Raw genomic sequence first — 14,735 nt, 5'->3', positions numbered from 1 at the left:
GATATATAACAATTCCAGGAGTCAAGAATAATACTCAACCATACAATAGACCTTATTCAGAACGACCAAGGATAAGGGAGGTAGGAGGTAAAACACAAGTCACTAAGGATAAATAATATGGCAATTTCAGTAGGAGATTTAGCTAGTAGAGCTATAAGAAAACAATTTTCAAATAGAACCATTAACCCTATTGAAACTTCTATTGGCAATAGTGGAGGTGGTAACATCATTTCGATTATTGTAGGTGGTTTCAATTCTTTAAAAGGATTTGTTGTAGAAGTATTTAACGTTATTGGTGCTTTAGATTGGAAGCAGTTATGGGCAATAGTAACCCAAACAGTAAATTACATCTGGAACTTTAATTGGAATGCTACAGACACACAGTTGGAAGAACAAATTAGACAACGATTTGTAGCATTATCAGCAACCGCAGGAGGGACACTAGGTAACGCTTTTGGGTATCTAGCATGTGGTGTATTACCCGGTGCGTTAATCATGACCATTAACGAACCAATGGGAGCTTATGTATTAGCTAATGTAGTAGATGAAGCCGCTGACGAATTTCTCCAGAACTTTGCAACACTGATAAACCAAACTTTCTCTTTAGGTGTTCAGATTACATTCGCTTGGTTGTTTAAAAACGTAAGGAAGTTAATTAAAAGTAATAGCCCTGCTATTGGTAGATTGTTTGGGAGAAGTATTGAGAAGGCTATTAAAAGTTGGGGTGAAAAAGGTTCCCAACCTTGGAGTTTTGCTATTGCTTTTGATAATGCAGTAGAGTCTATCCCCAATGAAGCTTTAAGGAATTTTGTAGAGGAATTTGCAGAAGAAGCAATAGAAGCATGTGTGGAGGCTGGGTATGTCGTAGCTAATTCTGTTGATACCTACCTAGCTAATAAAGTATTAGAAAAACAGTTACTACCCCCTAATGGTGGACAGAAGTATGTTGAGATTACACCTAACAGAGATTTACCAGATGAAACAATAGTTATTGGTGGTCAGGCTGAGTTATTAAAACCTGTAATCGTTCAAACTTTAGCCCAACATCAAGTGTTAGGTGAGAGAGATTTAGGCACTATTTATGGAACACCACCAGAAGCATTTCCAGAAAGAAGATATAAGCCTGAGTTGGTGCTGAAATTTTATCAGGAACGCAAGGATAGGGTAGCAGGTGAAAAGCCTATTACTATGCAGATTTCTATGAGGTTGATGAATAAAAGTAAGGATGATTTTGCTAGCGATGCTTACGTTAAACAGTTAGCTGAAAAGGTGCATCAGAGATTTGCTAGACCACCCTTTAAGGTAACTAAGGGGAATAAACCCTACTCCTATGCTGATTGGGAAAAAGGATATCAAATGCTTTTATGGGTGGATGGATTAGCCCAAGCTAGGAGGATAGTAGAACAAGTATTAGATATCCAAGGGCATAGCGTTGATAACAGCAAATTAAAAAAAGCTTCAGTTAACGCTCAAACTGATTCAATATCAACTATTCCTGAAAAGGTAACGATAATGGGTAAAAGAGAAAAGTTACTAGTACAGGGTAAACCTGGGGTCGTAACTTTTAGGAGTGCTTATATTAATGTTGGGTTAGCTGGGATTAAACCTATTACGTTAATTGATTTAGGAAAGAGAAAACAACAAATTTATCAGGAGAACACAAAAACAGATGGAACTAAGAGTTAGGATTGGTGAGCGTTTGGAGTATGAGACTAGTTTAGGTAAGACTGGTAGCGGAACGGTTTTAGAAGTAGCTGAGATAACTGGATTTATTAAACTAAGAAATCAGCTAGGGATAGAAACATGGGTAGATGTAGAAGATATTTATTTGAAGGATGAGGATGAAGATGAACAAAATAATAATGGTTGACCCTGGTAGGAATCCACCAGGGATTACATTAACTTTAGAATCCACTAGTACTATTTTGGGTATAGCTATTTCTTTATCGATGCTTGTAGGGATAGCTATTAAAGTGATTACCAAGTTTAATGAGGTTAATGGTTCAATCAGGGATTTAAAGGAAGACCTGAATACCCACACTAAGGCATTAGACCAATTTAAGGGATTGCATTCTGAGGTACTGGTGCTGGATAGGAAGCTAGACCTCCACCTACAGGAATACACCAATAGGAAGGAGACTGTACAGTTTCTAATTGGGCAATTAGACCAGAAGATTGACCACAATAGGAAGCGCTGGGAAGAGGAGCTAGCAAAGGTTAACTCGGATATCAAGGCAGTAGAAAATTATCTACAGTCCCAGACCACTTTTAAAGTTCGTAGCTAGTTGTCTATCTATGTTGTGGAATAGTTGGAGTAATAGTTAGAGTATTACTTGAACTAATCTCAACAACATACAGTTACTTTTCCCTATCCAGCTTTTCCTGGATAGCATCCCTACAGAATTGTGGTGGATCGTCTTTAGCCTTGACCTCTTCTTTCATTTCCTTGGTAACTCTAAAGTTTAATTGTTCAGTTAAGTCTCTACTCTCTGGATTTCCAAAATTTTCAGGCTTGCCCTTAGACTTTCCCATTTATGTAGAAATATAAATATAACTTGAAGCCGATGTTAACGTCGGTATAGAGTTTTAAATCGGTGGTGTTACCTGTCCGCAAAACTAGTACACCACCGATACCACTTTTAAAAATGGATGATTCTATTTTATGTTCACAAGGACAGAATTAGAACTGTTGACAATACAACAGTTGAGAATTTTATGTAACCGCTATGGACTAAGACCCACTGGAAACTCAGGTTACAAGGTCAGCTATATCACTACCCTAATGGCATTCCCAATATTAGCCCTCCAGCAGTTAGAAGAGGGTAGAGGGTTGAAAGTACCGTCATTCATTAACTTACAGGTTATGGGTACAGCCTTGGATGAGATGAATACCCCTACTGATGAACAGATAGCGTTGATTAGGATATCTATGGAGGGTAGAAGGATGAATTACCCAGATAGGTATAACCAAGAGAAGCTGTTAGCCATGTACCACGCTAAGGTACACCTTGAAGAAGCGATCGACGGATTATCTAGGCAATAGCTTTTAAGTTAGGGGGTTAATTAACCCCCTTTTTTATTGCTATATCTATTTACTGGCAATTAATTAGTGATTAAAAGGTTGAAACTAGCTTAGGGCTTACGTTTGAGAGATATAGCTAGGATTACATTACTTGGAGTAATGGATTTTAATACCAATATTTACCTAGTGCCGGGCATAAAAAAGCCTCTAGAACCCTTATCTAGAGGTATTTTTAATTAGTTGGACTGATACTTGGACTATTTTCTACAACATAGGTAGATAGAGGTATTTACCCTGCTTTAGTGATTCTAAGCATAAAAAAATCCCCTAGGATGATTAAACTAGGGGATTAATTAAGGATTTCATCTGCTACCTATTATCAGTCATTCTTCCTATCTTTAAGTAGCTGGTCAATTAATTCCTGTTGTTTTCTCAACTGTTCTTTAAGTAGGTCGAGTTCTGATTGTTGCTGTATCGATTCTCCATAACCTGGAACAGTTCTTAAGTCTAATTCCCTGTAATGTTCCTTGCTTACTTTGTCTGAATGCTCACACCAGCTATTTACTATGTGTGGTGCTATTCCTATGTCATTTATTTGATGGTTAACAAAAGCATGACGCGTATTATAAGGTGGTAAGTATTTTTCAAGTTTGCCCTGTTGTATTAACTCTGTCACAATTCCCTTTTGACTTTTTTCTCTGCCTAACCAAGCGGTATTAAATATGTGTGCTGAAATTGGTTTACCGTTTTTACTTTTTAATACAATTTCGTTCGGTTCACCCTGGGGAATTGATTTTAAAAGGTTCCACAACTCCCCGTCTTTAGGCATTGGGAACCGCCTAGATGTTTCGTTTTTTGTTGGTTTAAATATTTTAAGCCTGTAATCGTAACTCCGTTGAATTACAATACATTCGTGTTGCCATTTAATATCACACCACCACAAACCCGATGCTTCACCAGGACGGCATCCTGTTAAGACTTTAAATTTCAAATAATTAAACCAATGGTTAACTCTAGGCGAATTTTTAACATAGTCAAGAATTAAATTTATTTCATCCCATGTATACGCTTTAGTTAAGTCCAAATCATCATAATCTTCTTCAACTTCATCTAGTTGATTAATGGTCTTAGGTTTTCTGTTAATTATAATATCTTCTGCCATTCCCTCATACGGATCAAAAAAGGCTAGCTTTTGTTTTATAGCTATTTTATAAGCTTTAGACAATTGTGATAAAACTTCTTTTGCTGTTTTATGATTTCTATTTTCTAACAACCAATTATAAATACCTACCGGATTATTTTCACCTGCTACTACTAGCGCTTGCTTAATTGCACGATAATAAATACCTCTAAATTCTTGATGGTATGTGGTAACAGCTAAATCTCTGTTTTTTTTGTACTCACAATACATATCCCAGATTTCCATAAGGGATAGTTCAGGCTTGGGTGGTAGTTGGTCATCACTTGAAGATTCCCTAACCAGCCTCAAGTTAGGTCTTAGTCCATATTCTCCTAAAACTTCTTGATACCTACCTATATTAAAGATTCCATCGTTGGTAGCTAGTTTCCCGTCCTCTAGTTCAATCTGTAACCTACGCTGTAACTTAGCTGCTATGGGTTCCCAATTGCTGGAGGGGCTAATATTAGTCCCTAACTTTATCTGTTTACCCTCATCAAAATAATTCCTAGGAAAACAAGCCTTGATACTCCCTGAGTCAGGTCTAACGGTTACTTGACCCTTTTTAGCTTTACCAGATGGTTGTTTGCTGCTATTTACCATGATGCTCACTTAATGCTCAAATTGTAGGTTTTCAATCTTGGATGATTGATATATAAGCATTATATAGCTATACGCGCTTTACATGCACCATAGGCGCTGGTTCACTGGGCTAACGGCTAATGAAGAACAAGTGTATCAATTAATTAAAAATTCGCAACAGGATAGGCAAAATTTAATAAACCACACAGGTGCAGAGAACGCAGAGGGAAGAATTATTTCATAATAGAGTCAGAACTTCTAAAGGACTGCTTTCCAATGTATCAAACTGATCCACCCCGTTCTCCCGAAGAAGTGTTACCCACCATGTATGATCTCAAGAGTGAAGATCCAGAGGAACCTGGCTTGCCTGATCAGTTTCATTTATTACAACCCCGTTTATTAGACGAAACTTTTAACTCTCCTAGTTATCCTAGCGACAAAATATTTACCGCTAGTGACATGAATCTTTATTATGACCCCCATCATCCCACATGGTACAAAAGACCAGATTGGTTTGTGGCTGTGGATATTTCACCTCTATATAAAAATGAGGATTTACGGCTGAGTTATGTGGTTTGGCAAGAGGGAATTAGTCCATTTATTATTGTGGAATTACTTTCACCGGGAACTGAAAGAGAAGATTTAGGACAAACTTTGCGAGATGCTGCAAAACCTCCAATAAAATGGGAGGTGTATGAACAGATTTTAAGGATTCCCTATTACGCAATTTTTGACCGCTATAAATACGAATTTAAAATGTTTAAATTAGATGGCGGTCGTTATGCAGAAGTGAGTTTATCAAATTCTCGTTTTTGGATACCAGAAATAGAGTTAGGTTTAGGAGTTTGGCAAGGCAGTTATCATAATATTCAGCAGCCTTGGTTACGTTGGTATGATGCCTTTGGTAATTGGGTTTTGACTCCCACAGAAGCTGAAAGACAACTTACTGAACAAGAAAGACAACGCACTGAACAAGAAAGACAACGCACTGAACAAGAAAGGCGGCAAAAAGAACGGTTGATAGAACAACTGCGGGCTTTGGGTGTAGAACCTGATTTAGAGTAAAGATGATTAATTAAAAGTGCTACGAGGTATTTGTAATCTTGCTAATTTGCTTCATAGCGTTTTGATAATTTGTTTCATCCATTTCTTTCTCCACTTTCTCTTGGGGTTCGTGATTTGATTTACTCACCTATTTTGCAATAAGTTCAGTTCTCTTTGTGCATCTTGAAGACTATTTCTTTCTCCACTTTTTCGGAAGAGTTTAATAGCTTGTTGAAAATCGGCGATCGCACCTTGTTTATTGCGTAATTTGGCGCGAGTGATGCCTCGGTTATAATAGGCTAAACCATAGTTAGAATCAATTGCGATCGCCTTGGTATAATCTTGATTTGCTGCTTTTTTATTACCCATATCGAGATAGGCGTTACCACGGTTATTGTAAGCCGCAGCATTGTTCGGCTCTAGTTTGATTGCTTGGGTATAATCTTTTATTGCTCCTCGATAATCTCCAAAAGATAACAGATGAGTACCTCGGCGAATATAAGCTGTAGTCAATTTAGGATTAATTTGTAAAACCGTATTGTAGTCTATAGTAGCTTCTACTTGATTACCTAACTCACTGTAAATATCGCCACGATTAAGATAAGCTTCTATATATTTAGGATTAAGGTTAATTGCATTGGTGTAATCATTAAGCGCAGCAGCTTTTTGTTGATTTAAAGATTGAGTCAAACCTCTTTGAAAATAAGCCTTGGCATCGTTAGGATTAATCTCAATGATGGCATTAAAATCTTTAATTGCTGCTTGTTTGAGTTTGAGACGACGGCGGAGAATACCTCGCTGTAAATAAGCATCAGTATACTTAGGTTGGAAAGCGATCGCTTTGCTAAAATCCTCAATTGCCTTTTTATGTTCCTGAAGTTGGGCATTGGCTAAACCTCGTCCATAGTAAGCGTAGGCATTTTGAGAATTGAGTTTAATTGCTTGGGTGTAGTCGGCGATCGCTTCTTTATACTTGCCTAATTCGTAAGAAGAAAATCCTCGGTCATAGTAAGCATTAGCATCTTGAGGATTCAGCGTAATTGCTTGACTAGAATCAGTTTGAGATTTTTGATAATCTCCTAGCCGATAAAAAGCATCACCTCGCCGATTATAGGCTAGAGAGTTTTGCGGTTCCAGCTTAATAACCTGAGTTAAGTCGTCAACTGCCTCTTTGTAATTGCCTTGGTTGTATTTGTTAACTCCCTCCTGAAATAATTGTTGGGTATTATCTACAAATTTTGGTGACTGAAAGAACCAAGTTGCAAGACTAAATGTTATGCAACTAGCTATACCTGCCGTTACTAACCATAATTTTTTAGGATTATATTTTTTTACTTCATATTCATGATTTGTTAACTGTTGGAGGTCATGTAAAACTTCGGTTACAGATTGGTAGCGTTTACGATAATCAAAACGTACCATTTTGTCAATAATTTTTGCGAGGTTTTTGTTAATTTTCGTGCTATGGTTACGCCAAACAATTTCGCCTGTCAGCACATTTTTCTGACTTTGTAGTCTAGATATTTCGTTGGCTGGTAAACCAATAAGTGCAGCGATCGCCACTATACCCAAAGCGTATATATCGCTGTTGTATTGGGGATTTCCATGCAATTGTTCCACAGGTATATATTCAAGATTGCCAACTATCGTAGTGACAATTTCCTGCACAGCACCAAAATCTACTAAAACTAATTTATTATCTGACTCTCGTCGAATAATATTTGCTGGTTTAATGTCTAAGTGAATTACCCCACTATTATGGACAAATAACAAAATTTCTAATACCTCTGAGAGAAGATTGATTACTTGGTCTTCTTCTAGAGGAGTTCCTAATAAAACTTCTTCAGTTAAAGGATTACCAAAAATGAATTCTTGGACTAAATAAAATTCTTCGTTTTCTTCAAAATAAGCAACTAATTTCTGGATTTGGTCGTGTTCTTTTCCTAGTTTAGCTATGGCTGTTGCTTCATCTGTAAATAAGCGCCGCAGAATTGTTAAATCTTGGGGATGGTTTTTAGCAAGATGTAGTTGTTTCACTACAAATTGTTGGTCAGGAAGGTTAGAATCTTCAGCCAAATAGGTTTGTACTACTTCCTCCACACTCAGGACTTTAAGAATTTGGTAACGTGTATCTAGAATTTGTCCATCCATGATTTTAGATAAATTTTTATACTAAAATTATTTGATTATATATTAGTGTTATTACTGGTATTTATTAATTTTATCTAACTTTTCTATAGAGAAAAATCAAAAGAGATGGAAATTTTAACATATAGACTACTTTTCAGTGATCCCACTCATGACACTTTATTAATAGATGAGGTACAAGAATTGTAATCGGAAACCCTAGAAACCCCAAATAGTAAATTGAAACTCAACGTATTTAGACGAAACAAAAACCAAACGGCTAATGCGAAGCGTCAATTATTCGAGGCGCTACGTCGACGCGACGGAAATGCGATTAAGACCTTGATGACCCGTTGGCAAAAAATTCTAGGGGAAGAAAAGTTAACTGAGGTAATTATTAACGAAGTAATTGTTGAATGCGATTCTGATAGCCACTGTTGGTTTGTGCAACATTTTTTGGGACAGTCAAAATATCAACAGTTGCAGCAACAAGCTCAAAACAATGTCTTTCATATTTTAGTGAATGCAGGCTTAGAACCTGGTAAAGACTTCAGTTTGGGACTAAATAGTGAGATGATCATGAGCGATCGCGCTCAGCAAATATTACTAAATCAACTGCCACAGGAACATCGGGCATTGTTTGAGGCACAGGTGCAAACTTCCTTAGTCCCAGATCCCATGATGGCGATCGAAAAACAATTGGGTTGTGCATTTTTTACAAACTTAATTAAAATAGCATCCCAAAAGGTGCAGTCACTAACTAATTCTCAAGCAGCTGCTTATTTGGGAGTAGTACTGGCTGGTTTAGTGAAACGTCATCCTGCACTCCAAGATATGGACTTCCCCACAAAATTCATTTTTCAATCTCTCCAAGAACTGTCACAAGAACGTGCTACGGCAATCCTCAATGACGAACAAACCAATCCCCAATTCGATGAAATTATTATCTTCCAAGATTTACTAGCAGCAATGGGAGAACCAGACTTTCACCGCATTGCACAAGAGGAAAGTACCATTAGTCTCAAACAGTTCAAGGAACTTGATTTGGTTTGGTGTGGTGAACGTCGGATTTCCGAAATTGTAGCTGTTATGGAAGGCTGACCTTTTTGGAATTAAAAATTAAAAATGTAAAATTAAAAATTAAGAAGAATAATTTTTAATTAATTTTGGGTACAGAACTTTTCGCTGTCTTGAAAAGTTGAGCGCCGGGAAACCCGGACGCACTCACTTTAAGCTGGAACTACAAATTTTTCACTACCTGCTAAATCAAAGGCAGCATGAATGGCTTGCAAAGCTTGTACGCCTTGCTCTTGTGATACGACACAGCTAATTTTGATTTCTGAGGTCGCAATCATTTGAATATTGATTTGGTGTTGAGCTAGCGCTTCAAACATTTTAGCGGCAACTCCTGGTTGTCCGATCATGCCTGCACCAACAATACTTACCTTAGCAATCGCACTATCTAAAACAACTTCACCCCATCCTAATTCTGCTGCAACTTGGGTGAGCATTTCTTTGGTACTTTCCCCATCTACTTGGCAGACTGTAAAGGCAATATCTCGCCGGGGAATACCATCAATTACCCGACAGCGTTGAGATTGGATAATCATGTCAACGCTGATGTTGTTTTGTGCCAACAGTCCAAACAATCTTGCCGCCATTCCTGGACGATCTGGTACTTGGCGAATAGCAAGACGTGCTTGGTTGATATCTAAAGCGACACCACGAACAAGGGGAGTATTAGGCAGAGGGGAGTTGGTGCATAGACTCTCCCGTACTTCGATCTCAAAAGCGGTACAAAGTGCAGCAACGGCGCGATCGCATTCTGTCGCATCGACTACGCAACTTACTTTCACTTCACTGGTAGAAATCATCTGGATGTTCACCTTTGCGGCTGCTAAGGTAGCAAACATTTTGGCTGCAACCCCAGGACGGCCAATCATTCCTGCACCCGCAATGCTGATTTTGGCGATATTTTGCTCTACCATCACCTCGGCTTCTTCAAGTTTCGGGTGGGATTGATTTCTCAAAGCTGGGGCGATCGCTGCGGCAACTGCTTCTGCCCGCTTTAATATGGGTGTGGTTACAGTAAAGGCAATATCGTTACTGTTACCTTCGTGAATTGACTGGATAATCAAATCCACGTCTACCTGTTGCCTAGCTATTTCTCCAAATAACCTAGCTGCTACTCCTGGTTTATCGGGTACGCGCAATAGAGCAACTTTTGCTTGATCAGTGTCAAATTCTACATGATCTACAGGACGGGCAATTTCTAAATTTATGAGCGATCGCCCTTGGGGCTGAGGTGATATTACCCAAGTTCCAGGGGCATCAGTCCAGCTAGATCTCACGACTAAGGGAACGCCATAGTTACGAGCAATTTCCACAGCACGAGGATGCAGCACTTTTGCACCCAAGCTTGCCAGTTCCAGCATTTCATTGCAGGTGATTTCATCCATCAACTGAGCTTCGGGAACCAAGCGCGGGTCTGTAGTTAATATTCCTGGTACATCTGTATAAATTTCACAAAAATTCGCCCGCAATGCGGCTGCCAAAGCTACTGCTGAAGTATCGGAACCACCACGCCCCAAGGTGGTAATTTCCATTTCTCCAGCGCTAGATATACCTTGAAACCCAGCCACAACGACTACTTTACCTTGATTGATGTGGCGACTCAGGCGATCGGTTTCAATATGTAAAATCCGGGCGCGGGTGTGTTCAGCTTCGGTAACAATTCCTACTTGAGCGCCAGTCATGGAAATTGCCGGCTGTCCTAGTTCTTGCAATGCCATGCTGAGTAAAGCAATAGTGACTTGCTCTCCAGTAGAAAGCAACATATCCATTTCCCGGCGGTTAGGATTGGTCGAGATTTCATTGGCTAGTTTGACTAGTCCATCAGTGGTTTTACCCATTGCGGAAACCACTACAACTACAGAGTTGCCTGCTTTAAAAGTTTTATAAACACGCTGTGCAACAGCTTGTATACGTTCGACTGAACCGACAGATGTACCACCGTATTTCTGAACTATGAGCGCCATAACTTTTGTTAAATCAATTGTGCCTGCTTTGATCAACGCTTCCGCCGGGTCAGGAAACTGTGCAAGCATTACCAGCTACATTAATTTACTAAGTTATCAGAATCAGTCACCACAAAAAACTGAAATTCACATTTTGTTGATGACTTTTTTTGTACCGTGTCTAATTCGTACTGTCTCAGCAAATCCGTGGTTAAGCGGGCCCAGTTGCTAAATCATCTGTCGGTGGTTCGGTATACTCACAAAATATATTGAGTCCGATTTTGAGGATATACAAAACAATAACAGTAGCGATCGCCGGATCAATCGGTAAGCCATGCGCTGTCGCTACGCCTACAAGAGAGACAATCAATCCTGTCAACAAGGGCGCACTTCCTTGATTTTTAGTGTATTCTTTGAGTTGACCACGAAAGCCATCGTCGCCACACAGTTCTTGACGCAATACCTTCAACGTTGTCTGCCAAAGAGATTTTTCCTCTGGCATTACCATTGCGCCATGTGCCTCTACCCACAGATCATTAAACGACGTATCAAATTTGCCGTTGTGCCTTTCCAGGTGATCTAATGCGTGCTGTGCAGGGGTGTAATCTTGCAATAATTCACGCACGGTGTTAATTTCAGTACTGCTTAATTGTGCATCCATAATTTATTCTCGTTTTTTAGCTGTAACTACAAAATAAACTTTATTCCTCCCATCTCTTCTTCTGCATCTTTTATGGTTTAAATAAATCAAAAGATGGAATTACCAATATGGTAAAAAGCAGTTTTTGACTTGATATCATTATCCCGTTTTTATTTCAAAATCAAGGGCGATGACATCAGAGAGGTATCTTTTCACTCCTATTGGATTAAGTCTTCAATACAATTAACAGACAATTAAATTTTCTGATTCTATATTCTTCTTCCAGACTGAATGTTTCTTTATAACCAAGGAAAGAGGTACACAAAGCTATAAGTGTGGAACTCTAAGTATTAGAGGTGAAATTAGTTTGACACCTTGGTAAGCAATCTAATATTCCATGCAAAGCAATTTAGTTATGTTCCCTAACGCTGGGGTTGTAGAAAAAAGTACGAAAACAGAAGAAAGAACAGTTACCAAGTATGACCGCGCTGAGCAGCAATTCATAGAACTGCTGGCTACGGAAGATTTGGATAATATTCTTGATGTAGAAGCTGCGAAAGTTAATGAGTTTGAGCGCATACTCTCGATAGCGATTCGTGCTGCTTATCAAAATGACTGTGGTGATAGACTTGCTCACCAATTTCTTCAGCGGATACTTTATCGAATTAATCGACTAAAGCTCTTTTGGTATGATGATTTGCGGCATTACAATAATGAGCGATCGCTTTATTTATGCTCATGCCGTAACCAAATTGAAGCTGCTTGGCAAGACTGGGAACTGGCGCAAATTGATGTGACAGCACTACAACAATTGGATGTAAAACAAGTTTTAATTGAGCGCAGTTCCAACGATTTAGATCCACCACTATCAGAGGATAGCAAATATATTCGTGAACAGATGACTGAAGCTGGTTATCGTCACTTGCTCGCAATTTCTTCCTTTGATGGTTTAGTAGAAGGTAGCCGTCTTGCCCGGATTTTAGGCGGTGCTGCTAATGAAGTGCAGTGTACCCTCGTGCGGGTATTACTAGAAGAGTATGGCAATGGTCGCTTATCTCGCAAGCATTCTACATTTTTTGCCCAAATGCTGACTGAGTTTGGGATGAATACCCAACCAGAGGGATATTTTGATTTAGTGCCGTGGGAAGTTCTAGCTTGTGCTAATCATAACTTTTTGCTGACTGAGCGCAAACGCTATTTCTTGCGTTATAACGGCGGTCTAACTTATTTTGAAGTAGCTGGGCCTGGAGCTTACAGAAATTATTTGGCAGCAGCGCAACGCCTGGGATTGTCAGCAGCAGCTATGGGTTATTGGGAATTACACATCAAAGAAGATGAACGTCACGGACAGTGGATGTTGGAAGATGTGGCTTTGCCTTTAGCAGAACAATATCCCGATGATGCTTGGGAATTGGTGCTGGGTTACGACCAGGAAAAACTAATGGGCGATCGCGCCGCTAAAGCTGTTGTGCAATCAATACGCAAAGCCGAATAAACTACTTTTTCTCAGATCATAAATTCGCCAAATTAGCAATTAAAAATAACAAGTTTTTTGAAATTTTTAATTGATCATATCTAACCTTATCTAGATGCTAATTAGCATTTAGAACACTTTCTTTGGTAACAAATTGCTTGCTAAAGGAAAGTTTTTTTATTGCTTTGATGTAAGTAAGAACTAACTTAAATTATACAGTATCTTGGAAGTGCAATCACATGAAAAATATCTTTTTTTGCCCTGAAGAATCTAACTTCTACTCAACTTGCTTAGAAACTTTTGTTTTCAGAAATTGCAAAAATTCTGAATCGATTGTTGAGTTTGGCTCAGGAGATGGCAGCCCCATCATTAATTCATTACTAAGAAATAAATTTGATGCCGTAGTACATGGATTTGAATTAAATCCCTCTGCATGGAAAGCTGCCAATTCTACAATTGATGAATATAATCTCGCTCAGAAATACATAATCTCTAATTCATGTTTATTTGAGTCTTCTAAACCCGAAGCCGAATATCTTGTAGCCAATCCGCCTTATCTTCCTGCGCCAGATTCAGATATTTATATGCCGTTATTATTTGGTGGTACAGATGGAGCTACTATTACCAACGAACTTTTGACACTAGATTATAGAAATGTATTAGTTTTAGTATCTAGCTTTTCTAATCCTCTAAGTACCCTTAACAAAGCCCAAGAAAATAACTATGTTGTCCAAAATTTCATGATTTTACCTTTGAAATTTGGATACTATAGTTCAGAACCAAAAGTTAAAAATTACATAAAAAGCTTACGAGAGAAGAAAATGGCATTTTATTCGGGTGATTATTATTTTTTAGCTGGTGTTCTATTTAGAAAGCGCGAAGAATCCGAGATAAATTTATCTAATGAATTAGCTCAGGTAATGATGAATTTGTAAAAAAATACATATAACGGTTCTCGTTTAGGTAAAGTACACCCGTAGGGGCACGGCACTGCCGTGCCCCTACACCTCACGATGTATATAATGAAAAATCGAACCAAGAAGATTAATTATTTCATCGTCTTTGGCAAAAGTGCGGATGCATATCGGGCTTGCTCCCCCTGCCCCTTACCCTCGGCCTCTTCGGTAACATTTGATCTAGCATTAGCCCTTCCTGGCTTGGTTTTAGCTTATCATACTCGGTATCGGTCATCAGGCGCTGGGCGCTAAAGGCGATCGCAATCAATGAAATCACTGCTGAATCTCAATAAATCTCATCGCACCTAACCAAAAATGCAGATTACCCAAAGTCTTCATACAGCCATTCTAGTTACAGATTTAGAACGTTCTGAACACTTTTATGGCGAAATTTTGGGATTATCCAAAATAGATCGCTCCTTGAAGTACCTAGGTGCATGGTATCAAGTCGGCAATTATCAAATCCACCTCATAGTTGCGTCAACTGTCCCTACTGAAAACCCCAACGAAAAATGGGGACGTAATCCGCACATCGCTTTTTCTGTTGCAGATTTGGACACCGCTAAACAGGAGTTGCTCAATCAAAATTATCCCATTCAAGCCAGCGCCTCTGGTCGCGCCGCCCTCTTCACCCAAGACCCTGATGGAAATATTATCGAGTTGAGTCAGCAGTAGTGAAGGAAGCAGGGGAGGCAG

Annotated in this window: 13 protein-coding genes; 9 read left to right on the top strand and 4 right to left on the bottom strand. The window is 38.9% G+C overall.

What is annotated here, in order from left to right; translation table 11 throughout:
* Nucleotides 1-117: 117 nt before the first annotated feature.
* The 4 genes from I8751_RS14615 to I8751_RS14600 all read left to right on the top strand — a co-directional run bounded on the left by I8751_RS14615 (nt 118) and on the right by I8751_RS14600 (nt 3,043).
* Nucleotides 118-1,686, top strand: coding sequence for a hypothetical protein (locus tag I8751_RS14615; RefSeq protein ID WP_214439882.1), 1,569 nt, complete (start codon nt 118-120; stop codon nt 1,684-1,686).
* Nucleotides 1,670-1,870 (top strand): hypothetical protein, encoded by a 201-nt coding sequence (locus I8751_RS14610; protein WP_214439881.1) that lies wholly within the window; start codon nt 1,670-1,672, stop codon nt 1,868-1,870. Before I8751_RS14615 ends, I8751_RS14610 begins: the two co-directional genes overlap by 17 nt.
* Nucleotides 1,848-2,285 (top strand): hypothetical protein, encoded by a 438-nt coding sequence (locus tag I8751_RS14605; RefSeq protein WP_214439880.1) that lies wholly within the window; start codon nt 1,848-1,850, stop codon nt 2,283-2,285. Before I8751_RS14610 ends, I8751_RS14605 begins: the two co-directional genes overlap by 23 nt.
* A gap of 377 nt (nt 2,286-2,662) precedes the next feature.
* Nucleotides 2,663-3,043 carry a hypothetical protein gene (locus I8751_RS14600; protein ID WP_214439879.1) on the top strand — a complete coding sequence of 127 codons (381 nt, stop codon included), beginning with the start codon at nt 2,663-2,665 and terminating at the stop codon, nt 3,041-3,043.
* 358 nt (nt 3,044-3,401) lie between these two features.
* Here the strand turns inward: I8751_RS14600 and I8751_RS14595 are convergent, their stop codons facing one another.
* Nucleotides 3,402-4,802 (bottom strand): site-specific integrase, encoded by a 1,401-nt coding sequence (locus I8751_RS14595; RefSeq protein ID WP_214439878.1) that lies wholly within the window; start codon nt 4,800-4,802, stop codon nt 3,402-3,404.
* Nucleotides 4,803-5,057: 255 nt separating this feature from the next.
* Here I8751_RS14595 and I8751_RS14590 point away from each other — a divergent pair, with 255 nt between their 5' ends.
* Entirely contained in the window at nt 5,058-5,846 is a 789-nt protein-coding gene (locus I8751_RS14590; RefSeq protein WP_214439877.1) for a Uma2 family endonuclease, read from the top strand.
* A 123-nt stretch (nt 5,847-5,969) separates the two neighbouring features.
* Here I8751_RS14590 and I8751_RS14585 read toward each other — a convergent pair whose 3' ends face one another.
* Nucleotides 5,970-7,976 (bottom strand): serine/threonine-protein kinase, encoded by a 2,007-nt coding sequence (locus I8751_RS14585; RefSeq protein WP_214439876.1) that lies wholly within the window; start codon nt 7,974-7,976, stop codon nt 5,970-5,972.
* Between the two features lie 216 nt (nt 7,977-8,192).
* Between I8751_RS14585 and I8751_RS14580 the strand changes: the two genes are divergently transcribed.
* Nucleotides 8,193-9,053, top strand: coding sequence for a type 2 periplasmic-binding domain-containing protein (locus tag I8751_RS14580; protein ID WP_214439875.1), 861 nt, complete (start codon nt 8,193-8,195; stop codon nt 9,051-9,053).
* Between the two features lie 128 nt (nt 9,054-9,181).
* Here the strand turns inward: I8751_RS14580 and I8751_RS14575 are convergent, their stop codons facing one another.
* Together I8751_RS14575 and I8751_RS14570 are read right to left on the bottom strand one after the other, a co-directional pair.
* Nucleotides 9,182-10,990, bottom strand: coding sequence for an aspartate kinase (locus I8751_RS14575; protein WP_214439883.1), 1,809 nt, complete (start codon nt 10,988-10,990; stop codon nt 9,182-9,184).
* 190 nt (nt 10,991-11,180) lie between these two features.
* Nucleotides 11,181-11,630, bottom strand: coding sequence for a hypothetical protein (locus I8751_RS14570; protein ID WP_214439874.1), 450 nt, complete (start codon nt 11,628-11,630; stop codon nt 11,181-11,183).
* Nucleotides 11,631-12,006: 376 nt separating this feature from the next.
* On the opposite strand from I8751_RS14570, the gene I8751_RS14565 reads away from it, so the two are divergent.
* From I8751_RS14565 to I8751_RS14555, 3 genes are all read left to right on the top strand, one after another.
* Entirely contained in the window at nt 12,007-13,104 is a 1,098-nt protein-coding gene (locus I8751_RS14565) for an iron-containing redox enzyme family protein (RefSeq protein ID WP_214439873.1), read from the top strand.
* A 218-nt stretch (nt 13,105-13,322) separates the two neighbouring features.
* Complete coding sequence (locus I8751_RS14560) at nt 13,323-14,018, top strand: class I SAM-dependent methyltransferase (RefSeq protein ID WP_214439872.1); 696 nt, start codon at nt 13,323-13,325, stop codon at nt 14,016-14,018.
* 336 nt (nt 14,019-14,354) lie between these two features.
* Nucleotides 14,355-14,714: a VOC family protein gene (locus I8751_RS14555; RefSeq protein WP_214439871.1), complete on the top strand. Its 360-nt coding sequence runs from the start codon at nt 14,355-14,357 to the stop codon at nt 14,712-14,714.
* The last annotated feature ends 21 nt before the right edge of the window (nt 14,715-14,735 follow it).

The sequence above is a fragment of the Atlanticothrix silvestris CENA357 genome (assembly GCF_016056295.1).
GTDB lineage: Bacteria > Cyanobacteriota > Cyanobacteriia > Cyanobacteriales > Nostocaceae > Atlanticothrix > Atlanticothrix silvestris.
The sequence above is the reverse complement of the archived record's forward strand: the minus strand, read 5'-3'. Positions and strand labels throughout refer to the sequence as shown.